Source organism: Plantactinospora soyae (assembly GCF_014874095.1).
Lineage (GTDB): Bacteria > Actinomycetota > Actinomycetes > Mycobacteriales > Micromonosporaceae > Plantactinospora > Plantactinospora soyae.
Genome location: NZ_JADBEB010000001.1, coordinates 6,357,140 through 6,382,583, shown reverse-complemented (window position 1 = coordinate 6,382,583; position 25,444 = coordinate 6,357,140). Strand labels below are relative to the sequence as shown.

The following is a 25,444-nucleotide window of genomic DNA, read 5'->3' as shown; positions in this document are numbered from 1 at the left end:
GCGCGCCCGACACCTGGCCGGTACCCACCCCGGCATCCCCCACCACCACCTGCACTGGAGGACCCGTGTCACACACCTCCCGTCGGCGTCTCGCTGTCACCGCCGCACTGGCCACCGTCGTGGCCGTCGCGGGGTGGATACCGCAGGCCGGCGCCGCCACCAGCACCACCGCGCAGGACAGCAGCGCACGACCCGCCGGAGCCGCCGCCGCTCCCCCGGCCACCGGACTGTTCGAGAAGGTCAAGCTCGACGGCGGCCTGTCGATGGGCGAGCCGATCGAACTGGCCGTACTGCCGGACCAGAAGGTGCTCTACATCAACCGGGGCACCACCAACGGCGGCGGTCAGGTCCGGCTCTACCATCCGGGTACCCAGACCACCACCGTGGCGCTCACCCTGGCCCTGGACGCCCGGCACGAGGACGGGCTGATCGGGATCACCATCCATCCGCAGTTCGCCACGAACCGCTGGGTGTACCTGTTCTACTCGCCCAAGGTGTCCCCGCTGGTCAACCGGATCTCCCGGTTCACCTTCAACCCCGGCACCAACCTGCTCGACCCGGCGTCGGAGGACATGGTCATCGAGTGGCCCACCGAGCGGGAGCTGTGCTGCCACTCGGCCGGTTCGATGACCTGGGACAGCAACAACAACCTCTACTTCGCGGTCGGCGACAACACCAACTCCGGTGGCGACTCGGCCGGAATGGCGCCGATCGACGAGCGGACCGGCCGGAACCCGCAGTACGACGCGCAACGGACCTCCGGCAACACCAACGACCTGCGCGGCAAGATCAACCGGATCCGTCCCGAGGACAACGGCACCTACACGATCCCGGCCGGCAACCTCTTCCCGGCCGGCACCTCGGGGACCCGGGGCGAGATCTACGTGATGGGGCTGCGCAACCCGTACCGGATCTGGGTCGACAAGCAGGCCGGCAACACCCTGTACTGGGGCGAGGTCGGCCCGGATGCGGGTACGACGCTCGCCAATCGGGGTCCGGCCGCGTACGACGAGTTCAACCGGGCCACCGCGCCGGGCAACTACGGCTGGCCGTACTGCGGCGGGCCGAACGTCGCGTACAACGACTGGGACTTCGCGGCGAACGCGCCCCGGGGCTGGTTCCCCTGCGGCGGCAGCACCGGTCCGGTGAACAACTCGCCCCGGAACACCGGCCTCCAGCAGTTGCCGCCGACGAAACCGGCGACGGTGTGGGAGCAGCACGGCGGCAGCAAGGAGTGGCCGGCCCTGGACAACCCGGGCGGCTGCGGCTCACCCGCGCACACCGAGGTCTACCACTACAACGCGAACCTGGTCTCGGACGTGAAGTGGCCGCAGTACTACGACAACACGTGGATCATCTCGGAGTACTGCCGGAACTGGCTCAAGGAGGTCCAGTTCAACAACGGCAACCCGGCCACCGGTACGCCCACGGTCATCGAGCCGGTGCTCGGCGGGATGAGTTTCGTCCATCCGATCGACTTCCAGTTCGGCCCGGACGGCTCGCTCTACCTGCTGGAGTACGGCAGCGGCTACTTCTCCGGCGCCCCGGACGCCGGGCTGTACAAAATCAACTACATCCAGGGCGGACGCTCACCCCTGGCCAGGGCGACGCCCAACGTCGACAACGGCCTCGCCCCGTTGACCGTGAACTTCTCCTCGGCCGGCAGCACCGACCCGGACGGCGATCCGCTCAGCTACGCCTGGGACTTCGACAACAACGGCAGTGTCGACTCGACGGCGGCGAACCCGTCGTACACGTACACCACCGTCGGCGACAAGCGGGCCCGACTCACCGTCCACGACGGCACCGGGAGGTCCGGCACCACGGTCGTGCCGATCGTGGTCGGCAACAACCGGCCCACCGTCACCGTCGGCGGGCTGCCGAACGGCGGCCTGTTCAGCTGGGACGAGAACCTGACCGCGACCGCGTCGGCGACGGACCCGCAGGACGGCACGATCCCCTGCGCCAGCGTGGTGGTCCGGGCCGCGCTCGGGCACCAGGAACACGCCCACGAGGAGGGGCAGGGCACCGGCTGCGGGGCCACCTTCGACACCGGCCCGGTGCACGCCGGCCCGGACTCGGTGCTCTTCTTCGTGATCCGGGGCGGCTACACCGACCGGGGCGCCACCGGCGCGGTGCCGCTGACCGGGGAGCGGGAGATCACGCTCTGGCCGAAGCAGTGGCAGGCCGAGCACTACGTACAGCTGAGCGGGCCGCAGGTGATCAACGCGGCCGGCGCCGAGGGCGGCTTCCGGCTCGGTGACATCCAGAACGGCGAGTGGGTACGCCACCACGGCGTCAGCCTGAAGGGCATCACCGGGGTACGGGCCCGAGTGTCGTCCGACAAGGCCGGCAACGTGGTCTCGTTCCGGTACGACTCGCCGACCGGCCCCGAGGTCGCCCGGGTGACCGTGCCGAACACCGGCGGTTGGGACAACTACACCGAGGTCAGCGCACCGGTCAGCAGGCCGGACGACGGCACCCACGACCTCTACGTCGTCTTCACCGGCGGCAACGGGGCACTGCTCGACCTCGACAGCTACACCTTCACCGGAGCCGGCGTCAGCACTCCGGACTCCGGCGGCCCCGGCCGGACCGGGCCCATCCGGGCGCTGGGCAAGTGCGCCGACATCAACGCGGCCGGCACCGCCGACGGCACCAGGGTGCAGGTCTGGGACTGCGGCGGCCAGCCGCAGCAGACCTGGACGCTGCCCGGCGACGGTACGGTCCGAGGGCTCGGCAAGTGTCTCGACGTGGCGGCCAGCGGGCTGGCCAACGGAACCAAGGTGCAGTTGTGGACCTGCAACGGCAGCGGCGCGCAGCAGTGGGTCGGTGCGGCGAACGGCGGGCTGCGCAACCCGCAGTCCGGCCGCTGCCTGGACATCCCCGGCTCCAACACCGCCAACGGCACCCAGTTGCAGATCTACGACTGCAACGGCACCGGGGCACAGAACTGGACCCTGCCCTAGGGGGACGGCCCCGGGGTCCCCGCTTAATGTGGCAGGGCGGGGACCCCGGCCCGGGTGAGTGGGCCGCATTCCGAGTCGGCGCTGCCCGCTACTGACCTACGCTGCCGGACAGGGACAGTGTGCTACGGGGGGAAGTTCCGATGGCGGAAGCGCGACGGGTCGCCGTACTCGGGCTCGGCGGGATGGGGCAGCCGATGGCCGCCAACATCGTCCGGGCCGGCCTGCCCACGGTCGTCTGGAACCGCCGCCCGGGGCCGGCCCGGCAGCTCGCCGAGCAGGGCGCCGAGGTGGCCGACAGCCCGGCGGACGCGGCGCGCCGGGCGGACGTCGTGATCACGATGGTCACCGACGCCGAGGCGGTCCGCGCCATCGCCGTCGACCAGGGCATGCTGGCCGCGATGCCGGAGGGCGCGATCTGGGCCCAGATGAGCACCATCGGCGTCTCCGAGACGGAACGGATCGCCGGGCTGGTCCAAGCGCAGCGGCCCGACGTCGTCCTGCTCGACGCGCCGGTGGCCGGCAGCCGGGGTCCGGCGCAGCAGCGTCAACTTGTCATCCTCGCCTCCGGCCCGGAGCAGGCCCGCACCCGGATCGCGCCAGTCTTCGACGCGATCGGGCAGCGGACCGTCTGGGCCGGACCGGCCGGCGCGGGTTCCCGGCTCAAGCTGGTGAACAACATGCTGCTGGCCTTCGTGGCGGAGGGAATCGCCGAGTCGATCGCCCTCGGTCACTCGCTGGGCCTGGACCGCGACGCGGTGCTCGGCGCGCTCCAGGGCAGTCCCCTGGTCTCCCCCTGGGCGCAGGAGAAGCTACAGCGGATCGGCCAGGACGAGTACTCGGCGCAGTATCCGCTCTCCCTCGCGCTCAAGGACGTCAACCTGGCGCTCCGCGAGGTCGACATCGACCGGTTCGCGGTCGCCAACAGCCTGGCCGCGCAGTGGCAACGGGCGGTGGAGCGGGGCCTCGGGGACGAGGACCTCACCGTGATCACCCGGGCACTCCAGCACTGATCCCGCCGACCGGCCAGGGCTGGCGGCACCGGTTCCGAAGCCGTACCGTTCGGCGGGCCGGGCGCGACGGCGCAGATCTTTCGGGCGGCTTCCAGAGGGCCAATTGTCCGGCGGGCTGCCGGACCGAGCCATTAACCCTCGTCTTGACGCCATTCAAGATCGAACATAAGTTTACCTCCACCTAACGGAGAACTTCCGGAATTTTCGCGATCCATCGTGTTCAAATGCCCGCGCGTCGCACGTACTGTTCGCGCGGACGGAAGTTCGCACCCGGCCGAACAGAATGGGGTGAGCCGGTTGACGTGGTGGGATCGGGTACGGCGGGACCGGATCCTGCTGCTGGCCGCAGTGCCCGGCGTGGCACTCCTACTGATATTCCACTACCTGCCCTGGCTGGGCAATGTCATCGCCTTCAAGGACTACCAGCCGTACATCGGGATCTTCGACAGCCCCTGGACCGGCTTCGCCAACTTCCGGGTCATCGTCAACGGAGATCCCGCGTTCCTCAACGCACTGACCAACACGCTGATCATCACCCTGCTCCAGGTGCTGATCGTCTTTCCCGCCCCGATCGCCCTGGCCCTGCTGCTGGACAGTCTGATGTCCGAACGGCTCAAGCGGGCCGTACAGAGCATCCTCTACCTGCCGCACTTCCTGTCCTGGGTGATCGTGGTCGCGATCTTCATGCAGTTGCTCGGCGACGGCGGCCTGCTCAACAACTTCCTCCGGGAGCACGACCTCGGCACCGTCAGCATCATCAGCAACCCCGACGCCTTCCTCGCGCTGGTCACCGGGCAGGTGCTGTGGAAGGACGCCGGTTGGGCGACCATTCTCTTCCTGGCCGCGCTCTCCCGGATCGATCCGACCCTCTACGAGGCCTCGGCGGTCGACGGGGCCAGCCGCTGGCGGCAACTGTGGCACATCACCCTGCCCGGACTGCGCAGCCTGATCGTGCTGCTGCTGATCCTGCGGCTCGGCGACGCGCTGACCGTCGGGTTCGAACAGATCGTGCTCCAGCAGCAGGCGGTCGGCGCCGACGCGAGCGAGGTGCTCGACACGTACGTCTACAACAACGGCATCCTCGCCGGTGACTGGGGAGTCAGCGCCGCCGTCGGACTGGTCAAGGGCGTCATCGGGCTGCTGCTCGTGCTCGGCGCCAACAAACTGGCGCACCGGTTCGGAGAGCAGGGGGTCTACCAGAGATGAGCAGCCGAACCACCATCGCCGGGGTCACGGTCGCCTCGAAACCGGTACGCGCGCTGAAGGGCGTCATCCTCGCCGCCTGCTGTGCCGCCGTGATCGTGCCGTTCGTCGGGATCGTCTCCACCAGCCTCTCGACCCGGGAGCAGATCACCCGCGACGGCGGCTTCGTGCTTCTGCCCGACCAGGTCAGCTTCGCCGCGTACCAGGCGATTCTCTCCGGTGGCGTGGTGACCCGGGCGACGTTGGTCAGCCTCTTCATCACCATCGCCGGTACGACGTTGAGCATGGCCACCACCATCCTGCTGGCGTACGGGCTCAGTCGACCCAGGTCGGTCGCGCACCGGCCGGTGCTGATGATCGTCCTGTTCGCACTGCTCTTCACGCCGGGCATCATCCCCAGCTATCTCGTGGTGAAGAATCTCGGCCTGCTCGACACGTACTGGGCGCTGATTCTGCCGGTCGCGGTCAACGCATTCAACGTGATCATCCTGCGCGCGTTCTTCATGGAGCTGCCGAGGGAGTTGATCGAGAGTGCCCGGATCGACGGCGCCGGAGATGTCGCTATCCTGTTCCGGATCATCCTGCCGCTGAGCAAGGCCGTCCTCGCGGTCATCGGCCTGTTCTACGCGGTGGCGTACTGGAACGCGTTCTTCAGCGCCCTGCTCTACCTCAACGACACGGCCAAGTGGCCGTTGCAACTTGTGTTACGCACGTACGTGATCAACCAGACGCAGATCGGTGTCGACCAGCTCGGTGCCGCCGGCGTCGCACTGCCGCCCCAGGAGGCGATCCAGATGGCCATCCTGGTGCTCTCCATCGTCCCGATCCTCGTCGTCTACCCCTTCGTACAACGGCACTTCACGAAGGGCGTGCTGATCGGCGCGGTCAAGGGCTGAACCCCGCTCATCCCCCATCCGATGCCTTCCGGCGCTACGCCAAGGAGCAACGATGACCAGTTCTTCGTCGATCGGCCGCCGGCAATTCCTCACCGGTGCGCTCGGCACCGCCGCCGCGGTCGCCACCCCGGGCCTGCTCGCCGGCTGCGGTGGCGGCGGCGGTCCCACCGGCGGCGGAAACAACCAGGCCAGCGGCTCGGTCCGGCTGCCGAACTACACCCCGTACACCGGGGTCACCCCGGACCTGCGGGGCAACCCGCAGGGCCTGTTGGACGCCTTCCTCAAATACCCCGAGCCGGCCGTCCGCGCGACCAACGCCGCGCCCGGCGACGGTGGTCCGGTCTCCGCCTTCGTGCTCACCAACTCCCCGGTACCGCCCGCGCTCGGGCAGAACCCGTTCTGGCAGGAGTTGAACAAGCGGCTCGGTGCCGACCTGCGACTGACCATCGTGCCCAGCGCCGACATGCCGACCAAGTTCGCCACCCTGGTCGCCGGGGACGACCTGCCCGACCTCATCGTGCCGGCGCTGTTCACCCCCAACGGCCTGCCGGCCGGCACCGCCAACCTGCCGGCCTGGCTCGCCGCCAAGTGCCAGGACCTCACCCCGTACCTGTCCGGCGACGCGGTCAACGACTACCCGTTCCTGGCCAACCTCCCGGCCGACGCCTGGCGGGACTGCCGCTACAACGGCGGCATCTACGGCCTGCCGGTCCCGCGTGGCGTCGGCGGCACCCTGATGATGCGCCGCGACGACGTCTTCAAGCAGCTCGGCGTCGATCCTCAACCAGGCAGCTTCGCGGAGTTCCGGGAGCTCTGCCGGAAGGTCACCGACGCCCGGGCGAACCGCTGGGCGCTCGCCTCGTCGCCGCTGGACTTCATCCGGCAGATGCTCGGCAACCCGTGGCGGTGGAGGCTCGAGGGCGGCCAACTGGTCAGCGCGTACGAGGGCGAGGAGTACAAGCAGGCACTCGCCGACGCGACCCAGTTGGTCAAGGACGGCGTGGTCCATCCGGACAGCTTCAGCAACAACGCGCCGCTCAAGAAGTGGTTCAACTCCGGCAGCGCCCTGCTGATCACCGACCGGTACACCGCCTGGCCGCAGTTCTTCGCCGAGAACGTCGCCGGGCCGACGTTCGAGATCGGCGGCATGCGTCCGCCGGTGCACGGCGGTGGAGGCTTCGCCGCCACCTGGCAGGCCCAGGCGACCAACAACTTCACCGCCTTCAAGAAGGCCGACGAGGGTCGGATCCGGGCGCTGCTCAAGGTCTGCAACTGGCTGGCGGCTCCGTTCGGCACCGAGGAGTGGCTGCTGCGCCGGTACGGCGTCGCCGGGAAGCACTACAACATGCGCGGTGGCGGACCCACGTTGACCCAGGCCGGGGTCAGCCAGACGGTGCTCGGCGTCCGGTACATCGTGGACGCGCCCGACGTGATCTTCGTACCGGGCGAGGCCGAGGCGACCCGGAAGTCGTACGAGTACCAGGCGTCGATCATCCCGACAGCGATCAAGGACCCCACCCTCGGCGTCTTCTCCGACACCTGGTCCCGCAAGTCCGGCCAGCTCGGCACGATCGTCAACGACGCGAACCACGACATCCTCAGTGGCCGCAAACCCGTCTCGGCCTGGGACGACATCGTCAAGCAGTGGCGGAACACCGGCGGCGACCAGTGCCGTACCGAGTTCGAGGACGGGATCAAGAACAGCGGCGACTAGGCAGTGTGTCGAAGTCGGATGTGTGGTCTGACCTGGCCTGACGTGATTGGGTGCGGGTCGGAGATCGACAACGAGTGAGGTCTCCGGTAGTTGGTTCATCGACCAAGAAGAACCTGCACCGGAGACCTCGTGGACACCATTGCGGTGACACGGCGGCATGACCTGACCGACGCGCAGTGGGCAGCGCTGGAACCGTTGCTGCCCAAGCCGAAACGGTCGGGTCGGCCGTCGTTGTTCAGTAAGCGGCAGTTGATCGATGGGATCCGGTGGCGGGTCCGTGTTGGCGCCCCGTGGCGGGACGTACGACCTGTTACGGGTCGTGGTCTGCAGGCCGAGCCGCCCGGCGGTGTGCGGGACGAGCCGGCCGACCATGCCCTCGGCAGGTCCCGTGGCGGGCTGACCACCAAGGTCCACCTGGGGTGTGAGCAGGGCCAGAAACCGTTGTCGCTGGTGCTGACCGCTGGCCAGCGGGGCGACAGCAAACAGTTCACGGTGGTCCTGAACGGTATCCGGGTACCCCGGCTGCACGGTGGGAGGCCCCGGACCCGACCGGACCGGGTCCTGGCCGACAAGGCGTACACGTCCCGCGCCAACCGGCGGTATCTCCGCCGTCGTGGGATCAAAGCCTGCATCCCGTCCAAGACAGACCAGGACGCCAACCGCCGCAAACTCGGGTCGAAGGGCGGCCCGCCCACCGGCCTTCGACCCCGAGACCTACCAACAGCGTCACGCCGTGGAGTGCGGCATCAACCGGCTCAAACGCAACCGCGGCGTCGCCACCAGGTTCGACAAGCTCGCCGTGCGCTACGAAGCCACACTGCACATCGCCGCGATCAACGGCTGGCTGTGACCGACTTCGTCACACTGCCTAGGACCGACGAAGCCGGTACCAGCGCGGAGAGGTCCTGTTCATCGGCCAGCCGAGCCCCCCGGTCGGCGCCGGGTCGACAGCGAGCAGCGTCCAGCCCGGGAAGGCCGCTGTCACCTCGTCCTGCGAGACACCACCCGCCAGCGCTCGGAACCAGGTCGGGCCGAAGGCCAACATCAGCAGCGTGGCCCCGGGGTTGGCGATCGCCGTGATGCCCCGTCCCACCGCCTGTCGCTGATTGGCGTCGAAGCCCTGGAAGCAGCCGACGTCGAAGAAGAAGTCAAACGTCCCTAGACCGGCCCCGCCCAGGTTGGTCGCGTCCGCCACGACGTAGGTCACGCCGTCGACGTCCTTGCTGCGGGCCGCTTCGATCGCGGCCGGTACGTAGTCGATGCCCGTGGCCTCCCAGCCCCGGCGAGCGAGCTCGGGAGTGTACTGGCCCCGGCCGCAACCGACGTCGAGCGCCCGACCCAGCGGGCGCGAGCGCTCGACCTCCTCCCGGTCCAGCAGCGTGGCGATGCTGCCGGCGGTGGCCCTTTCGTAACCCTCCCAAGGGGTGATTCCCCAGCGGTACATGCGGGCGTAGTTCGTCATATAGTTCCCACCTCCCCCGGTCGCCATTGAAGCACGCCGACGCGGCCGGCCTTCCCGGCCCGGCACAGCAGTGAGGTAGCCCGCGCAGTCGAGCGGCCCGAAGCAGCTATCCCGGTCGTCACGGGCAGCGAACCGGGGCAAGTACTTCGAGACACGACCTAGGGCCGACGATCAGGCACCGGCCGGAACCCGGGTCAGGAGATCGCAGACGGCTTCCTGACCCCGGTGTCGCCGACCCGGCACGTCGACCGATGCCGGGTCTTCGGACAGCTGCTGGAACCGTGTCGGGCCGCAGGCGTACTCCTGTCGGTACTTCGCGGCGCGACCTTGCGGGGTGAACCGGTTGGCGGCCATGGTGTGATTCTCCGTCCGGGATTGCCGACCCGGCGGTGAAAGGTCTCGCATGTCCGACAGCGCCCCCGCCACCAGTAGTCACGATCTGCCGGTGCCGCCGGCTCTCGCGGAGTTCATGCTCGACGGCTGGGCCCCGGTGGAGGCGCCGGTCCGGGTGCATCCCGAGGTCGCGAGCTGGGCGGCCAAGCGCCGTGCCCGGCTGACCGGCATGTTCCCCGGCGAGCATCTCGTCGTGCCGGCCGGCGCGCCACCGGTACGCAGCAACGACCAGTACTTCCGGTTCCGGCCCGGCTCGGACTACACCTGGTTGACCGGTGACGGGGACCGGGGCGGCGTGCTGGTGCTGGATCCGTCCGGCGACGCCACGCTCTACTCGGACGAGCCGCCCCGGCCGGGTACGGCGCCGTACTGGACCGACCGCGCGGCAGGCATCGTCTGGAACGGTCCCCGGGCCGACCTGGCCGCGCTGGGCGAGGCGTTGCAGCTCCGTTGCCGCTCGCTCGCCGAGTTGCCCGGTGCACTCGACGCGGCCGGCCGGGCCCGGCTGCTGCGTACGGTCGACGCCGGGGTGGACGCCCTGGTGCCGCGTACCGATCCGATCGCCGACACGGATCTGGTGGTAGCACTGGCCGACCTGCGATTGATCAAGGACGAGTGGGAGGTCGGACAGCTCCAGCACGCCGTCGACGTCACCGTGCGGGGCTTCGAGGACGTGGTGCGGGCGATCCCCGAGGCGCTCGCCGGCGGTGGCGAACGCTGGCTGGAGGGCAGCTTCTCGCGACGGGCCCGTACCGACGGTGAGGAGGTCGGCTACCAGCCGATCGTCGCGTCCGGAGCCCGCGCGGCGATCCTGCACTGGAACCGCAACACCGGTCCGGTACGTCCCGGCGAGTTGCTGCTGCTGGACGCCGGGGTCGAGGTCGGGTCCCGTTACACCGCCGACATCACCCGGGTGCTGCCGGTGGACGGCCGGTTCAGCCCGCTGCAACGGGACGTCTACGAACTGGTCCGGCGGGCCAACGACGCGGCGATCGGGCAGCTTCGTCCGGGCGCGATGTTCCGGGACTACCACTGGGCCGCGATGGCGGTGTTCGCCGCCGGCCTGGTCGACCTCGGGTTGCTGCGTTGCTCGGTCGACGAGGCGCTGGACCCGGAGCGGCAGCTCTACCGCCGTTGGACGCTCTGCGGCTCGGGGCACATGCTCGGGCTGGACGTGCACGACTGCGGCCGGGCCACCTCCGCCCGGTACGTCGAGGGCGAGTTGCAGGCCGGCATGGTGCTCACGGTCGAGCCGGGGTTGTACTTCCAACCCAACGACGAACTGGTCCCGGTCGAGCTGCGGGGACTCGGGATGCGGATCGAGGAGGATCTGCTGATCACCGAGGACGGCAGTCGGAACCTGTCCGCCGCGTTGCCCCGGACCGCCGACGACATCGAGGGGTGGATGTCCGCCCTGGCCGGTTAGCCGGCGGTGGTCAGGGCTCGACGAGACGGCGGACGGCGGCGGTGACGGTGGCGCGACGCCGGTCCGGGTCGGCGGCGGCGGCCAGTTCGACGGCCTCGATCGACAGGGACGACCACATCGACGCGAGGGTGAGCACCAGGGCGAGCAGTTGCTCGGCGTCGAACCGGCCCGAGACCGTGCCGGCCCGTTGGGCGATCCGGATCGCGTCCGCCTTGGCCTTGCTGGCCGCCGTGATGGCCGGGATGGTCCGCCCGGACCCGGTCCGTTCGAGCCGGTACCAGGTGGCGATCCGGGCGACGTCCGGGTAGGCCTCCATGGCGTCGAAGAGCCGTCCGGCATAACCGGCCAGGTCCTCGGGAGTGATCGGGGTCTCCGCGAGTGCCTGCTCGACGATGGCGTCGAAGACCGCGTCGAAGAGGTCGTCCTTGCCGCCGAAGTAGGTGTAGACCTGGCGCGGCTGACCGACGCCGCCTCGGCGATCCAGGCCGAGTCGCCGGATGCCGTCATCGAAACCCGGCGACTCGACCTGGCCGACCTCGAATCGATCAACGCGGCGGCGGACGGCGTACTGACCGCCGACCGCCCGCTCGACCTGCTGATCAACAACGCCGGGGTGATGGCCATCCCGGAGCGGCGCACCACCGCGGACGGCTTCGAACTCACCTTCGGCACCAACCACCTCGGGCACTTCGCGCTGACCGGACGGCTGCTGCCGGCCCTGCTTCGGGCAAAGGCCGCCCGGGTGGTGACGGTGAGCGCGATCGCCTCGCGCTGGCGGTCGGGCGAACTGGTGGACGTGGCCAGCGAGCAGACGTACCGACCGATGCGCGCCTATGCGATGTCGAAGTTCGCCAACGTCGTCTTCACCCAGGAACTGGCCCGGCGCGGCGGGGACACCGGCCTCGTCGCCGTGGCGGCACATCCGGGAGTCAGCCAGACCAACCTCACCCGCGAGGTCCCGCGCGCGCTGGCGGCGATCAACCTGCTACTCCGACCGATCCTGTTCCAGAGCACCGACCGGGCGGCGCTGCCGTCGCTGTACGCCGCCACCCACCCCGGTCTCACCGGCGGAGAGTTCATCGGGCCGACCGGGCGGGGCGAGGGGCGTGGCGCACCCGGACCGGTACGGCTGCCGAGCACCGCCACCGACCCGGAGATCGGTCGCCGGCTGTGGGAGCTCTCGGAAGGACTGACCCGGGTCGAATACCAGTTCCTCGGTGACCTATGGCCGGGCGGGAATCGCAGCAACCCAGAACGCTGATGAAAATTTCCGGAGACGGGTCCAAAATGTTTCACCGCCCGTAGATTGGATGACCAAGGCAACCACGGGCTGAGCGGAATTCGCTGGTCAGGGACAGCCGTCGGCTCGTCGTATTCCGTACCGCTCCGGGCGCGCTGCGTATCGACGACCGCCTTGACCTTCACTAGGGATGCGCTTAGATTTCCTTTCCGGAACACTTCCGAGAAGTTTCGCACCGCGCACCTTCCCCCACCTCCTCCTAGGCCCGGAGCGCGAGATGAGAAGGTCCACCCCTGCCGGCCTGCCGGCTTTCCTCCGCAGCAGACCCACCGGCGCGAAACTCTGCCGGGCCCTGCTCTCCCTGACCGTCGCCGTCACGGCGGCGCCCGCCCTGGCCGCGTCCTCGGCCGGGGCCTCCGGACCCGACGACAGGTCCGATCCCGCCGGCTTCATCTCGACCCGGTCCAAGCCGGGCAGCCTGCCGCTTGTCGAGCGCGGCCGGGCCGCGACGCTGGTGGTGAGCGCCAGCGACCACCCCGGCGTGGTCCGGGTGGTGAGCGACCTGCAGGCCGACATCGAGCGGGTCACCGAGGTACGCCCCACGGTCTCGGTGGACCGGGTGCCCCGGCAGGGCGAGGTCGTGCTCGTCGGCACCATCGGCAAGAGCCCGCTGATCGACCAACTCGTCGCCAGTCGCAAGCTCAACGTCACTGGGATCGCCGGCAAGTGGGAGACCTCGCTGCAACAGATCGTCCAGAACCCGCTGCCCGGCGTCCGTCGCGCCCTCGTGATCGCCGGCAGCGACCAGCGGGGCACCATCTTCGGGACGTACGAGGTGTCCAAACAGGCGGGCGTCTCCCCCTGGTACTGGTGGGACGACGTCCCGGCCCGGTCCAGCGACGCGCTGCACGTCCTGCCCGGCCGGCACACCCAGGGCACGCCCGCGGTGCAGTACCGCGGCTTCTTCATCAACGACGAGAACCCGGCCCTGGGCACCTGGGCACCGAACTTCTTCGGCCCCGGCCTCGCGCCGGGCTTCGAGGGCGGCTTCAACCGGCACTTCTTCGCCAAGGTCTTCGAGACCATGCTGCGGCTGAAGGCCAACTACCTCTGGCCGGCGGTCTGGGGCCGGGCGTTCGCCGAGGACGACCCGGCCAACCATGCCACCGCCAAGGAGTACGGCGTGGTGATGGGCACCTCGCACGAGGCGCCGATGATGCGGGGCATCGAGGAGTGGAACCGGCACGCCAGAGGCGGCACCGACCCGTACGGCGGCACCGGTGAGTGGAGCTTCCGGCGTAACTCCGATGCGCTCAAGGGGTACTGGCGGGACGGCATCGAACGGATGGAGGAGCAGGACTTCGAGGGCGTGGTCACCCTCGGCATGCGCGGCAACGGCGACGTCAGCCTGCCCGACGGGGACGGCATCGAGCTGATGGAGAGCATCATCGCCAGCCAGCGCCAGATCCTCGACGAGGTCAGCGACCGTGAACTGCCGGACATCCCGCAGGTCTTCACCCTCTACAAGGAGGTCCAGCGCTACTGGGACCGGGGCATGCGCCCGCCGGACGACGTCACGGTGGTGTTCTGTGACGACAACTGGGGCAACATGCGGAAGCTGCCGGACCAGAGCCTGCCGGCCCGCGGCGGCGGGTACGGGATGTACTACCACTTCGACTACGTCGGTGGCGGCCGGAACTACAAGTGGGTCGACACGATCAACCTGGCCAGCACCTGGGAGCAGTTGAACCTGACGTACACGTACGGCGTCGACAAGCTCTGGGTGGTCAACGTCGGTGACATGAAGAACGAGGAGCTGCCGCTCCAGCTCTTCCTCGACTACGCCTGGGATCCGGGAAGCATCCCGATCGAGAAGCTCGACGAATGGCAGCAGGCGTACGCGGCGCAGAACTTCCCCGACCGGTACGCCGGGGAGATCGGCGAGATCCTGCACGAGTACGGCCAGCTCCAGGCCCGGCGCAAGCCGGAACTACTGAACCGGAGGATCACCCTCGACCCGGCCAAGGACCCGGCGACCGACTCCTCGGCGGTGGTCTACACCGACACCAGCCCGTACAGCCTGACCGACTACCAGGAGACGCGCCGGGTCGTACAGGAGTGGCGGCAGCTCGCCGCGCGGGCCGAACAGGTCCGCGGCCGGCTTCCGGACGGCTACGACGACGCCTACTACCAGCTCGTCCACTACCAGGTGGCGGCGACGGCGAACCTCTACGCCCTGCGGGAGGCGCAGTTCACCAACCTGCTCTACGCCGCCCAGGGCCGGGCCGCCACCAACGCCGTGGCCGAGGAGGCCGAGGAGCGGTTCGCCGAGGACCAGGCGATGTCCGACTACTACAACAACACCCTGGCCGGCGGGAAGTGGCGCGGCTTCCAGACCCAACCCAAGATCGGGTACGGCGACATCGCCCGGTACGGCCCGAACGCGCCCTGGCAGCAGCCGGAACTGAACTACCAGGCGCTGCCCGACGCCTTCTACCCGCACCTGAAGCGGATCGAGGTGCCGGCAACGGCCGAACTGGGTGTCGCGATCGACGGCTCCGACAGGTGGTGGCCGGCCGAGACCGGGCCGGCGGTGCTGCCGACGTTCAGCCCGTACCAGAGCCAGCCGGGGCAGTACCTCGAGGTGTTCAACCGGGGCAGCGTCCCGTTCGACTACACGGTCCGCGCCGACGCGCCCTGGCTGAAGCTCGACCGGCGCGGCGGCCGGGTCGACGACCAGGTCCGGATCGAGGTCCGGGTCGACTGGCGGCGCGCCCCGAAGGGCAGCACCACGGTGCCCATCACGGTCACCGGCCCGGACGGCGCCAGCGTCGTGGTGCAGGCAAAGGTTGATAACCCGCAGGGGCTGCGCCCGAAGGGGCACGTCGAGGCGAACGGCTACGTCTCGATTCCGGCCGCGCACTACACCCGGGCGGTGAACACCGGCGGGGTGTACTGGAAGCGGATCCCCGACCTCGGCCGGACCGGTGACGGCCTGACGCCGTTCCCGGTCACCGCCGCCAGCCGTACGCCGGGCGGCAACACCCCGCGCCTGGAGTACGAGATGACCCTGACCACGCCCGGTCCGGTGAAGGTGTCGGCGTACCTGTCCCCCCGGAACAACGTGCTGCCGACCGAGGGACTCCGGTACGCGGTCTCGATCGACGGCGGGGCTCCACAGATCGTCAACGCCACCACCAGCACCGGCGCGAACGACACGACGATGAACCGGCAGTGGGAGCGGAACACCTCCGACAACGTCAACGTCACGACCACTCTGCACACCGTCGACCGGCCGGGCGTACACACGCTCAAGTTCTGGATGGTCGACCCGACAGTGGTGGTGCAGCAGCTCGTCGTCGACACCGGCGGACTGCGACCGAGCTATCTGGGGCCACCGGAGAGCACCAGGATCGGTCACTGATCCCCGACATCCTCCAACCGGTGGCGGTCCGCGTCAGCCCTTCCCGGGGGCCGGCGCGGACCGCCACCGCATAGAGAGACATCATGTAGCAGCATAGAGAGAGGGGAATGCCATGCGTCGAAGCCAACGCCGACTGTTCGCCGCCACGGCCCTGACCGCGCTGAGCCTGGTCGCCGCCTGCGGTGCGCCCGAGGCCGCGCAACCCGGGCCGAGCGGAGGCGCGGTCCCCGACAAGCCCGGTTCACCGGTCGTGCTGAACATTCTCGACGTCGCGGGCAACCTGCAACTCACCCAGACGATGATCGACGACTTCGTCTCGAAGAACTCGGACACGGTGTCGAAGGTGACGTACTCGAAGTCGCCCTCGCCGGAGCTGGTCGGCAAGGTCAAGGCCCAGCAGGACGCCAACCGGGTCGAGATCGACCTGGTGCTGACCGGTGTGGACGGGCTGGCGGCCGGCATCGAGCAGAACCTGTGGACGCCGCTGCTGCCCACCCATGCCGACCGGCTGTCCGGGATGGCGAACTACCTGCCCGGCGCGGCGGCGATGCAGAAGCTGGCCCGCGACCACGGCGTGACGGTCACCTACTACCCGTCCGGGCCGCTGATCGAGTACCTGCCGGCGAAGGTGCCGAACCCGCCGACCAGTGCCCAGGCGCTGCTCGACTACGCCAAGGCCAACCCGGGTGCGGTGCAGTACGCCCGGCCGTCCAACTCCGGACCGGGCCGGACCTTCCTGATGGGCCTGCCGTACCTGCTGGGCGACACGGACCCGAAGGACCCGGTGAACGGCTGGGCCAAGACCTGGGCGTACCTCGCCGAACTGAACAAGTACGTCACCCTCTACCCGTCCGGTACCGGCGAGACGATGAAGAACCTGGCCAACGGATCCGCGAAGATCATCGTCAGCACCACCGGCTGGGACATCAACCCACGGGTGCTCGGCACCGTGCCGGAGGAGGCGAAGGTCGGCACGCTGGAGGGCTTCCACTGGGTCACCGACGCGCACTACGCGGTCGTCCCCAAGGGAGTGTCGACGGACAAGCAGGCCGCCATCCTGGCCCTGCTGAACCACATGCTGACCCCCGAGCAGCAGGCCAAGGCGTACGACCAGGGCTACTTCTACCCCGGGCCGGCGATCAAGGACGTGCCGCTGTCGATGGCGCCGGAGGCCAGCCGCAAGGCGATCGAGCAGTTCGGCCGGCCCGAGTACGAGCAACTCATCGCCAACAACCCCCTCGAGGTGCCGCTCGACGCCAAGGCGCTGGTCGAGGCGTTCAGCAAATGGGACCGCGAGATCGGCGGCGCAAAGGTGAGCAAGTGAGGGCGAGGAGTGAGCCGGGTTTGCGAGCCCCGCAGTCACGAACAGAGGACAGGAACAAGTGAAGTTCGCGCAACTGCGGCTGGACGGTGTGACGCGGAGCTTCGCCGGCCACGACGCGCTGACCGACCTCGACCTGACGGTCCGCAGCGGGGAGTTCATCGCCCTGCTCGGACCGTCGGGCTGCGGTAAGTCCACCGCGTTGAACTGCCTGGCCGGCCTGCTCCCACTGACCCGGGGCAGCATCTGGTCCGACGACACCCGGCTCGACACGGTGCCGGCGGAACGACGCGGTTTCGGGATGGTCTTCCAGAACTACGCGCTCTTCCCGCACATGTCGGTACGTCGCAACATCGCCTTCGGGTTGCAGATGCGTCGGCTGCCCCGGGCCGAGGTCCGGCGCCGGACCGAGGAGGCCATCCGGCTGGTCCGGCTGGAGGAACACGCGACCAAGCTGCCCGGACAGCTCTCCGGCGGGCAGCAGCAGCGGGTCGCCATCGCCCGCGCGGTGGTGCTGGAACCCTCGCTCGTACTGATGGACGAGCCGCTGTCCAATCTAGACGCAAAGTTGCGGCTGGAGATGCGTACCGAGATCCGGCGGCTGCACCAGTCGCTGGGGCTGACCACGGTGTACGTCACGCACGACCAGGAGGAGGCGCTGTCTCTGGCGGATCGGCTGGTGGTGCTCCGCGCCGGCCGGGTGCAGCAGATCGGCACCCCGGAGGAGTTGCACACCCGGCCGGTGAACTGGCACGTCGCCGACTTCATGGGATACCGCAACCTGCTGCGGTTGCGGGCGGACGAGCGTACCGGCTCGGAGGTGGTGGTGACCGGTCACGGGCTGCGGCTGGTCGGCACCCCGGTCGGGCCGGTGTCCGCCGGGGCCGAGGTGGTCGCCGGAGTCCGCCCCGAGGACCTGCGGATCACCGGTCCGGAGGAGGGCGTACCGGCCGTCGTCGAGGTGGTCGAGTACCAGGGCCGCGAGGTGGCGGTCGAGGCCCGCACCGCCGAGGGGGTGCAGTTCAACCTGCGTACCGAGGTGCGTCCGACCCTCGGTGACCGGATCGGGATCGCGGTGGATCCCGTACGACTGCTGGTCTTTCCGACGGACGAGGCCGACGCCGGCCTGCTGGACGAGCCCGTCGACACGGTGTCTCCGGGACCGGCCGTCGAGGGTGCCCGGTGAGCGCCACGGCGACGCCACCACGCACCGACGACCCTGCACCGGACGGCCGGTCGCGGGTCGGGACGCGGGTGGCGCTCCGGCACCGGCTGGCCGAGCGGGGCATCGACCGGCAACTCCTGCTGCTGGTCCCGGCCGCGGTCTTCATCCTGGTGCTCTTCATCTACCCGTTCGGGTACGGCGTCGGGCTGTCGTTCCAGCCGGCCGAGGGCGGCCCGTTCGCCGCGTACCAGGAGTTCTTCTCCGACGCGTACCTCCGGGACACCATCTGGACGACCCTGAAGCTGTCGCTGCCGGCGGCCCTGCTCAACGTCGCGGCCTCGGTGCCGATCGCCTACCGGATGCGCGGCCGGTTCCGGGGCAAGCGGCTGCTCACCACGGTGCTGGTGGTGCCGATCACCCTCGGCACCGTGCTGACCGCACAGGGGCTGCTCAACTTCCTCGGCCCGACCGGCTGGTTCAACCGGACCCTGCTGGCCGTCGGCCTGACCGATGATCCGATCCGGCTCACCAACAACTACTGGGGCGTGTTCTTCTCCATCGTCATCACCGGCTTCCCGTTCGCGTTCCTGCTGGTGCTGTCGTACCTGTCGGGGATCGACCCGACGTTGGAGCGGGCCGCCGCCACCCTCGGGGCGAACTGGTGGCAGCGGTTCCGCCGGATCACGCTGCCGCTGCTGGCGCCCGGGCTCGCCACCACGTTCTGCCTGACCTTCGTGTTGGCGTTCAGCGTCTTCCCGTCGGCCATCCTGGTCGGTGACCCGGCCGGTACGACCCGGGTCATCTCGATCGCGGCGTACGACGCGGCGTACGTGCAGTACGACTATCCGATGGCGGCCACCATCGCGGTGTTGATGGGGCTGGTCGAACTGCTGGTGATCGCCGCCGTACTCGGCTGGCGGGCGCTGCTCTACACCGGTGCGACGGCGGGAGGAAAGGGCTGATGACGTCGTCCGGAACGACTCTGGCGCGCCGCCGTCGACGTCTGGTCGCCAGGCCGGCCGCCTGGCTGATCTGGGGCGTGGTGGCGTTCTTCTTCGTCAACCTGGCCGGCGTGATCGGTTCGGTGCTGGTCAGCTCCTTCGGCAACCGCTGGTTCGACACCTGGTTCCCGCAGGAGTTCACCACGAAGTGGTACGGCCAGTCCTGGCAGGAGTTCGGCCTGTTCCAGGTGCTGGTGGTGACCCTGGAGGTGTCGCTGCTGGTGGTCGGCATCTCGGTGCTGGTCGGGGTGCCGGCGGCGTACGTGCTGGCCCGTCGCTCGTTCCCCGGCCGGCGGCTGCTCTACCTGCTGTTCCTGCTTCCGATCCTGATGCCGCCGATCACCTACGGCATTCCGCTGGCGACGGTGCTCTACAAGTACGGCTTCGCCGGCCACCTGTCCGGGGTGGTGCTGGCGAACCTGGTGCCCTCGGTGCCGTTCGTGATCCTCACCATGACGCCGTTCATCGAGCAAATCGACCCGGCGGTGGAGCGGGCGGCCCGGATGTGTGGGGCCGGTACCCGGCAGATCTTCGTCCGGATCCTCGCCCCCCTGTTGACCCCGGGGATCCTGGCCGCCTCGATCCTGGTCCTGGTGCGTACGGTCGGGATGTTCGAGTTGACCTTCCTCACGGCCGGGCCGGATTCGCAGACCCTGGTCGTGGCGCTGTACTACTCGATGTCGGCGGCCGGTATCCGGGCCCAACAGTCCATCGACGCGATGGCGGTCATGTACACCGCCATGATGCTGGTGCTCCTGGTGATCGCGTTGCGGTTCGTCAATCCGACCCAACTGGTCGCCCGGGTCCGGGAGGACGTCGACTGACGCGGTACGGGACCCGGGGCACCGTCGGCTGCCCCGGGTTCCGTACCGCCCCCGCCGGATCCGTCGAGCCGGCGAAACCACCAATGGTGATCGGTATGTTGAGGCGGTGCAGCACCAGCAGTCGGACAAGGGGGGTGACCTGGGAAGAGCTCTTCTTCGACCTGACCTTCCTCTTCGCGGTGATCCAGTTGACCGCGCTGTTCCTCAGCACGTTCGCGTACACCCACTGGCGGATCCACCGGCAGGTGGCCTGGCGACGGCTGGGTGGGGCAAATCACCTAGTAAACGGAAGATCTGTCCCGCTCTCCACGCCAGGAGTATCCGTGTCGCATCACCTCGATGGCGCCCCGCCCGGAACGCCACCGCCCGCGGCGAGCAGTTCCCGCACGTCGTCAAGGCGAAGTGACCGCCGCCGAGGCGGGGCGTCAGTCCTGGAACATCCCGGCCAGCACTTCGGCGGTCTGCACCGGATTGGTGGTGACGAAGTAGTGGTCGCCGGTGATCAGGTGCAGGCTGGCTATCCGGTCGACGGGGATCCGGGCGGCCAGCGCCTCCCGGGTACAGAGTCCGTCGTCGGTACCGAGCAGCACGTGCACCGCCCGGGTCCGTACGCCCTCGAACCCGTTCGGCGCGAGCGCGATGTCCCGACGGAACCGGGGCAGCAGCAGCCGGATGATCTCCTCCGAGGTCAGCCCGCTGGTCGGCAGCAGCCCGGTGCTGCGCAACCCGGCCAGCAGCGTCTCGTCGTCGTCGGAGACCAGCGCCGGGCGCTCCGCTCCGGGCAGCAGCGGCGGGGCGGAGAGTACGACCTGCGTACCGGCCAGCCCCTCCCCGGCCGCGTCGGCGACCGCGGCGGCAAGCACGGCGCCCAGGCTGTGTCCGAACAGGACCGCCCCGTCGGACAGGTACGGCGTACCCGCCTGCCACCAGGCACGGGCCGCGTCGGCGATGGTGACGCCGTCCCGGTACGTCGCCTCGCCCGCCACCACCCGCCAGGAGCCGGGCAGGTGCCGGGCCAACCGGGTGAACGCCCCGGACGAGCCGCCCGCGTACGGGATGCAGACCAGGGTCCGTCCCGGACCGTCGCGTAGTACCCGCATCCGGACCACCGCCGGCGCCGTACCCGCCGCCCGGAGCTTGTACCGGGCGAGCTTGCCGGTGGAGGTGGTCGGCAGGTGCTCGACGACCTCGACGACGGCGGGGCGCTTGAACGGTGGCAGCCCGGCCCGGAAGGCGGCCCGGGCGCTCTGGCGCAGCGGAACCGGATCGGCCCCGGGTGCCGGTACCAGGTAGGCGACCGCCTGCTCCAGTCCGTTCTGGTCCCGTGACCCGACCACCACACACTGGGCCAGCCCGGCCAGGTCCCGCACCGCCGCCTCCACGTCGAGGGGTGACACCTTGTACCCGCCGATGTTGATCAGGTCGTCGTGCCGACACAGGTACCGGAGTTCGCCGTCCGGCTGCTGCGCGACGATGTCACCGGTGTACGCCCCGCCGTCGGCGAAGGTACGGGCCTGCGACTCGGGACGGTCCAGATAGCCGGCGGCGACGGACGGGCCCGCCACGTGCAGCCGCCCCTCCGATCCGACCGGCAGCGGGTGACCGGCGTCGTCCCGGACGCTGACCGTCATGCCGGGCACGGCGGTCCCGGTCGACCCGGGTCGGCTGCCCCGGGTGGCGACCACGATGTGCAGCACCTCGGTCGCGCCGAGGCCGTTGACCAGTGGCACCCCGAAGGTTCGGGTGAACCCGTCGCAGAGCGCCCCGGGCAGGTGCTCGCCGGCCGATACGGCGAGCCGCACGGAGCGAAGGTCGGGCGGGCCGGCCCCGTCCGCCTGCCCCACCGTCGGGCTCGCGGCGGCCGTCGAAGTCCCGGCTGTCGTCGAAGTCCCGGCGGCCGTCGGAGTCGCGGCGGCCGTCGGAGTCGTCGCGGCGCGGGCCCGGTCGAGCAGCGCGGCGTAGATCCGGGGCACCGCGCAGAGCACGGTCGGCCGGTGCCGGGCGATCGTCGCGGCGAGCCGGTAGACGTCCGGCGGACCCTGGTTGAGGATCACCGCCGCCCCGGTGGCGAGCGGGAAGAGCAGCGAGTTGCCGAAGCCGTACCCGAAGGGAAGTTTGGCGGTGGAGAGCACGGTGTCCTCGGGCCGGAGGTCGAGGACCCGGCCGAAGCCCGCGAGTACGGCCTCCACTCCGGATCCGTTGTGCAGCACGCCCTTCGGCTTGCCGGTACTGCCCGAGGTGTACTGGATCAGCAGCACCTCGGACGGGTCCTGGTTGACCGGCGGCGGCGCCGGCGGACTGCCGTGCTCCGACCAACCCGCGTCGCCCCGGGGCAGCCCGGCGAGGCCGGCCCGGGTGGCCAGCTCGCCGCCGCGCTCGTCGGCGTGCAGGAAGCCGGCCTGACAGTCCTCGGCGATGAACGCCAGCTCCGCCTCGGTCAGCATCGGGCTCACCGGAACCGCGACCGCGCCCCGCCACCACAGTGCCAGGATCGCGACCACGGTCGGAATGGCGTCGTCGGCGACGATCAACCCACGGACTCCGGGTCGGATCCCGGCTCCGGCCAGCCGCGCCGCGTACCAGCGCACCGCGCGGTACAACTCCGCGTAGCTGAGTTGCCCGTCCGGGTCCAGGTAGGCGACCCGCTCACCCCGGCCGAGCGCGAGTTGCCGCCCTACCAGCCGCTCGACGAGGTTGGCGCTTCCCATGTGAAGACCTCCATGATGGCGGTGTTTCCGGACGGTTCGATCGCCAGCGCGAGCATGCTCGTCGGCGCCGGAACGCTGGCGCAGTACGCGACGGCACAGGCCACCGCCATGAAGCCGCCGGCCGCACCGAAGTCGCCGAGCGACCGTTCCAGGTGCCACACCGGCCCGGGGTACTCCTGGGTCAGCGCGTCGACCAGGTCGACGTCGAGCGCTGAGACGATCAACGGTGCCAGGCCGCCGCCTCCCCCGTCGGCCGTCGCTCCGGCGCCGGGCGCTCCGTCCCGGACACCGCCGGTGAGCAGCGCGGTGCGGACCAGGTCGTGGCATTCGGCCGCCAGCCGGGACCGGTCCAGGCCCACCCGGCGGAACCGCCCGAGGCGGACGCCAGGGTCGCCGTCGCGCCACGGCTGGACCGCGAGACATCCGGCGCCCTCGGCCGCGACGAAGTTCTCGGCCAGGCCGGCCAGGCTCCACCGGCTCACCGTCGCCGAGGCGCCGACCAGGGCCCGCGTCGCCGCGCCGTCGGCCACGAACCGACCCGCCTCGATCAGGGCGGTCAGCCCGGCCGTCGTACCGCCGGTGACCGTCTCGTTCGGTCCGTCAAGTCCGAGCCGGATGGACACCGTCGCCGCCGGTCCGTTGAACGCCGACGCGGGACCGATGATCGGGCTGCTCAGGCCCGGGTCCAGCACGGCGGCCTCGACGCAGATGGTGGCGTACTCGGCCAGCCCGGCACTCGAACTGGCCCAGAGCACTGCGACCGGACCGACATCGGCGGCGAAGACCGGCGTACCGCCCGGCGGTGTGCCGACCGACGCCGCGCCGACCGACGGTGTGCCGACCCCGGTCACCGGCGCACCGGTCACCGGCGTGCCGATCGTCGAGGCGGCGTCCTCCGCCGTGACCGCCGCGGCGAGCGCGAGCAGCGATTCGCGGGGCACCGCCCGCAGCCCTCGGACGGCGACGCCCGGGGGCATCCGGGGTTCGACCGGACCGGCGGCCAGCCGGTCCACCGGATCCAGATCGGTGTACGGGGCCTCGAACCGCCGTACCTCCGACGGTGCCACCGACGCCCCGCCGACCAGGCGGGCCAGGTCTTCCGGCCCGGTCATGCCCGGCAGCCGGAGCCCCAGGCCACGAACGGACAGACACTCGCTAACCGGCAGCACTCTCGCCCTTTCCCAGCAGTATGGTCGACACGCCGCCACCGAATCCGAAGGCCTGGCTGAGCACGGACCGCACCGGTGTCCGGCGGCCCGCGGGCTCGACCAGATCGATGCCCCCGCACACGGGATCCGGCTCGATCAGCGTCACGTTGCCCGGCACGAAGTCCTCCGCGAGGGCCCGGACCGCGACCACCGCCTCCAGGGCAGCCGCGGCGCCCTCGGCGTGCCCGAACTGTCCCTTGAGGGACGAGACCACCGGTCGGCGCCGCCCGGCCAACGCCTTCGCCACCGCCCGCGCCTCGATCCCGTCGCTGGCCGGCGTGCCGGTACCGTGCGCGCAGACCCAGTCGACGTCGTCGGCGGTCAGTCCGGCCTGGTCCAGGCAGCCGTGCACCGTCGACACCAGACCGTTGCCGTCCGGATGCGGCTGGGTCGGATTGTGCGCGTCGGCGGCGGCTGCACAGGCCAGCACCCGGGCCAACGGGCGTCGCCCCCGGGCCACGACCCGGTCGGCCGGCTCCAGCACCAGCACCCCGGCCCCCTCCCCCGGAATGGTGCCCCGGCGGTTGACGTCGAACGGCCGGACCATGTCCACCGCGAGGGCCCGCAGCGAGGTGAACATCGCGAGGATCTCCAGGGACAGTTCGGAGACCCCGCCGCAGACGGCCACGTCGACCTCACCGGCGGCGATCGCCCGGCAGCCGGCGGCGATCGCGCTGTTCCCGGCGGCGCAGCCGGGTGCGAGCAGCACCGTCGGTCCGGTGACCTGGACCGTCTCCCGCAGCGTGTCCAGCACACCGTCGGGCCGGGCCCACCCGAGCCCGGGAACGGCGAGCCGGCCCGGCCCGATGCCCCGGTCCAGGATCGGCCGGGTGGCCATCACCGTGCCGACGAACGCGCCCAGCCGCTGCTTGGGTCCGTGCGCCGGCAGGCCGGCGTGCCGGAGTCCCTCCAGCGCGGCGGCCGCGAGGTAGCGGGCGGCGAGGGATTCGTGCCCGGGTACCACCGAGTCGAGCGCGGCGACGGCGGCGGACGGCACCTCGACGCCGCAGCGCGCCGGGTACCGGGACATGTCGAACCGGGTCACCGGGCCGGTCAGGACCCGCCGGTCGGTCACCGCCGTCCAGAGTGCCTCGCTGCCGAGTCCGGCCCCGGACACCGCGCCGACGCCCGAGATCGCCACGGCTCGGCGCCGGTCGCTGATCCGGTCACGGCTCAATGGAGATACCCCGATCCCGGAGTACGGCGAGAGCGTCACCGAAGTCCTGGAGTCCCGCCGCCTCCTCGTTCGTCAGCCGTACGCCCAGCTGCCGCTCGATCCGGACCACGAATTCGACCTTCTGCACCGAGTCGATCCCGAGGTCCTCGTAGAACGCCGCCGCATCGGTGACCTCGTCCGGGCTGACCTCGAAAATCTCGGCCGCCAGGTCGCGCAGCCCTGCGGCCGACACCGCCTCCGTCTGTGCCAAGTCCGGCTCCTCTCCCGATCCCCGCGCGCCACGTTTCCGTGGAAGTTGCGGGT

The 25,444-nt window shown here is 70.2% G+C and carries 18 protein-coding genes and 1 pseudogene; 13 read left to right on the top strand and 6 right to left on the bottom strand.

Features of this window, described 5'->3' with window-relative positions; genetic code table 11:
• Nucleotides 1-65 precede the first annotated feature (65 nt).
• The 6 genes and pseudogenes from H4W31_RS27845 to H4W31_RS44885 all read left to right on the top strand — a co-directional run.
• Nucleotides 66-2,969, top strand: coding sequence for a ricin-type beta-trefoil lectin domain protein (locus H4W31_RS27845; protein ID WP_192769342.1), 2,904 nt, complete (start codon nucleotides 66-68; stop codon nucleotides 2,967-2,969).
• A gap of 140 nt (nucleotides 2,970-3,109) precedes the next feature.
• On the top strand, nucleotides 3,110-3,979 hold the full coding sequence (locus tag H4W31_RS27840) for an NAD(P)-dependent oxidoreductase (protein WP_192769341.1): 870 nt from the start codon (nucleotides 3,110-3,112) through the stop codon (nucleotides 3,977-3,979).
• Between the two features lie 288 nt (nucleotides 3,980-4,267).
• Nucleotides 4,268-5,185 carry an ABC transporter permease gene (locus H4W31_RS27835; RefSeq protein WP_192769340.1) on the top strand — a complete coding sequence of 306 codons (918 nt, stop codon included), beginning with the start codon at nucleotides 4,268-4,270 and terminating at the stop codon, nucleotides 5,183-5,185.
• Nucleotides 5,182-6,078, top strand: coding sequence for a carbohydrate ABC transporter permease (locus H4W31_RS27830; protein ID WP_192769339.1), 897 nt, complete (start codon nucleotides 5,182-5,184; stop codon nucleotides 6,076-6,078). Before H4W31_RS27835 ends, H4W31_RS27830 begins: the two co-directional genes overlap by 4 nt.
• Nucleotides 6,079-6,130: 52 nt before the next feature.
• Nucleotides 6,131-7,792 carry an extracellular solute-binding protein gene (locus H4W31_RS27825; RefSeq protein WP_192769338.1) on the top strand — a complete coding sequence of 554 codons (1,662 nt, stop codon included), beginning with the start codon at nucleotides 6,131-6,133 and terminating at the stop codon, nucleotides 7,790-7,792.
• Nucleotides 7,793-7,921: 129 nt separating this feature from the next.
• A pseudogene (locus H4W31_RS44885) lies at nucleotides 7,922-8,530 on the top strand (transposase); the annotation flags it as partial.
• Nucleotides 8,531-8,660: 130 nt separating this feature from the next.
• Here H4W31_RS44885 and H4W31_RS27815 read toward each other — a convergent pair.
• Nucleotides 8,661-9,254: a class I SAM-dependent methyltransferase gene (locus H4W31_RS27815; protein ID WP_225945717.1), complete on the bottom strand. Its 594-nt coding sequence runs from the start codon at nucleotides 9,252-9,254 to the stop codon at nucleotides 8,661-8,663.
• Nucleotides 9,255-9,657: 403 nt separating this feature from the next.
• On the opposite strand from H4W31_RS27815, the gene H4W31_RS27810 reads away from it, so the two are divergent.
• Nucleotides 9,658-11,073: an aminopeptidase P family protein gene (locus H4W31_RS27810; protein ID WP_192769337.1), complete on the top strand. Its 1,416-nt coding sequence runs from the start codon at nucleotides 9,658-9,660 to the stop codon at nucleotides 11,071-11,073.
• Nucleotides 11,074-11,083: 10 nt separating this feature from the next.
• Here H4W31_RS27810 and H4W31_RS27805 read toward each other — a convergent pair whose 3' ends face one another.
• A complete protein-coding gene (locus tag H4W31_RS27805; RefSeq protein WP_192769336.1) occupies nucleotides 11,084-11,389 on the bottom strand; it encodes a hypothetical protein in 306 nt (101 codons plus the stop codon).
• Nucleotides 11,390-11,410: 21 nt separating this feature from the next.
• Between H4W31_RS27805 and H4W31_RS27800 the strand changes: the two genes are divergently transcribed.
• From H4W31_RS27800 to H4W31_RS27775, 6 genes are all read left to right on the top strand, one after another.
• Entirely contained in the window at nucleotides 11,411-12,334 is a 924-nt protein-coding gene (locus H4W31_RS27800) for an oxidoreductase (RefSeq protein ID WP_318783752.1), read from the top strand.
• A gap of 256 nt (nucleotides 12,335-12,590) precedes the next feature.
• Nucleotides 12,591-15,737 (top strand): glycosyl hydrolase 115 family protein, encoded by a 3,147-nt coding sequence (locus H4W31_RS27795; RefSeq protein ID WP_192769335.1) that lies wholly within the window; start codon nucleotides 12,591-12,593, stop codon nucleotides 15,735-15,737.
• Nucleotides 15,738-15,849: 112 nt separating this feature from the next.
• Complete coding sequence (locus H4W31_RS27790; protein WP_192769334.1) at nucleotides 15,850-17,061, top strand: ABC transporter substrate-binding protein; 1,212 nt, start codon at nucleotides 15,850-15,852, stop codon at nucleotides 17,059-17,061.
• Between the two features lie 58 nt (nucleotides 17,062-17,119).
• Nucleotides 17,120-18,244, top strand: a complete 1,125-nt coding sequence (locus H4W31_RS27785) for an ABC transporter ATP-binding protein (protein WP_192769333.1) — start codon at nucleotides 17,120-17,122, stop codon at nucleotides 18,242-18,244.
• Nucleotides 18,241-19,185, top strand: a complete 945-nt coding sequence (locus tag H4W31_RS27780) for an ABC transporter permease (protein ID WP_318783438.1) — start codon at nucleotides 18,241-18,243, stop codon at nucleotides 19,183-19,185. The genes H4W31_RS27785 and H4W31_RS27780 overlap by 4 nt, the downstream gene beginning before the upstream one ends.
• Nucleotides 19,185-20,048: an ABC transporter permease gene (locus tag H4W31_RS27775; protein WP_192769332.1), complete on the top strand. Its 864-nt coding sequence runs from the start codon at nucleotides 19,185-19,187 to the stop codon at nucleotides 20,046-20,048. The genes H4W31_RS27780 and H4W31_RS27775 overlap by 1 nt, the downstream gene beginning before the upstream one ends.
• Nucleotides 20,049-20,473: 425 nt before the next feature.
• Here the strand turns inward: H4W31_RS27775 and H4W31_RS27770 are convergent, their stop codons facing one another.
• From H4W31_RS27770 to H4W31_RS27755, 4 genes are read right to left on the bottom strand one after another with little or no spacing between them, the layout of a single operon-like run.
• Nucleotides 20,474-22,756, bottom strand: coding sequence for an AMP-binding protein (locus H4W31_RS27770; protein WP_192769331.1), 2,283 nt, complete (start codon nucleotides 22,754-22,756; stop codon nucleotides 20,474-20,476).
• Complete coding sequence (locus H4W31_RS27765) at nucleotides 22,723-23,868, bottom strand: beta-ketoacyl synthase N-terminal-like domain-containing protein (protein ID WP_192769330.1); 1,146 nt, start codon at nucleotides 23,866-23,868, stop codon at nucleotides 22,723-22,725. The genes H4W31_RS27770 and H4W31_RS27765 overlap by 34 nt, the downstream gene beginning before the upstream one ends.
• Before the next feature lie 43 nt (nucleotides 23,869-23,911).
• Nucleotides 23,912-25,141, bottom strand: coding sequence for a beta-ketoacyl synthase N-terminal-like domain-containing protein (locus tag H4W31_RS27760; RefSeq protein WP_192769329.1), 1,230 nt, complete (start codon nucleotides 25,139-25,141; stop codon nucleotides 23,912-23,914).
• Nucleotides 25,131-25,391 carry an acyl carrier protein gene (locus H4W31_RS27755; protein WP_192769328.1) on the bottom strand — a complete coding sequence of 87 codons (261 nt, stop codon included), beginning with the start codon at nucleotides 25,389-25,391 and terminating at the stop codon, nucleotides 25,131-25,133. The genes H4W31_RS27760 and H4W31_RS27755 overlap by 11 nt, the downstream gene beginning before the upstream one ends.
• Nucleotides 25,392-25,444: the final 53 nt, after the last annotated feature.

Excerpts from the sequence above, each read along its gene's own strand:
- H4W31_RS27840 (WP_192769341.1), top strand. The coding sequence starts at position 3,110 with ATGGCGGAAGCGCGACGGGTCGCCGTACTCGGGCTCGGCGGGATGGGG.
- H4W31_RS27830 (WP_192769339.1), top strand. The coding sequence starts at position 5,182 with ATGAGCAGCCGAACCACCATCGCCGGGGTCACGGTCGCCTCGAAACCG.
- H4W31_RS27825 (WP_192769338.1), top strand. The coding sequence starts at position 6,131 with ATGACCAGTTCTTCGTCGATCGGCCGCCGGCAATTCCTCACCGGTGCG.
- H4W31_RS27815 (WP_225945717.1), bottom strand. The coding sequence starts at position 9,254 with ATGACGAACTACGCCCGCATGTACCGCTGGGGAATCACCCCTTGGGAG.
- H4W31_RS27810 (WP_192769337.1), top strand. The coding sequence starts at position 9,658 with ATGTCCGACAGCGCCCCCGCCACCAGTAGTCACGATCTGCCGGTGCCG.
- H4W31_RS27805 (WP_192769336.1), bottom strand. The coding sequence starts at position 11,389 with ATGGAGGCCTACCCGGACGTCGCCCGGATCGCCACCTGGTACCGGCTC.
- H4W31_RS27795 (WP_192769335.1), top strand. The coding sequence starts at position 12,591 with ATGAGAAGGTCCACCCCTGCCGGCCTGCCGGCTTTCCTCCGCAGCAGA.
- H4W31_RS27790 (WP_192769334.1), top strand. The coding sequence starts at position 15,850 with ATGCGTCGAAGCCAACGCCGACTGTTCGCCGCCACGGCCCTGACCGCG.
- H4W31_RS27775 (WP_192769332.1), top strand. The coding sequence starts at position 19,185 with ATGACGTCGTCCGGAACGACTCTGGCGCGCCGCCGTCGACGTCTGGTC.
- H4W31_RS27770 (WP_192769331.1), bottom strand. The coding sequence starts at position 22,756 with ATGGGAAGCGCCAACCTCGTCGAGCGGCTGGTAGGGCGGCAACTCGCG.
- H4W31_RS27765 (WP_192769330.1), bottom strand. The coding sequence starts at position 23,868 with ATGACCGGGCCGGAAGACCTGGCCCGCCTGGTCGGCGGGGCGTCGGTG.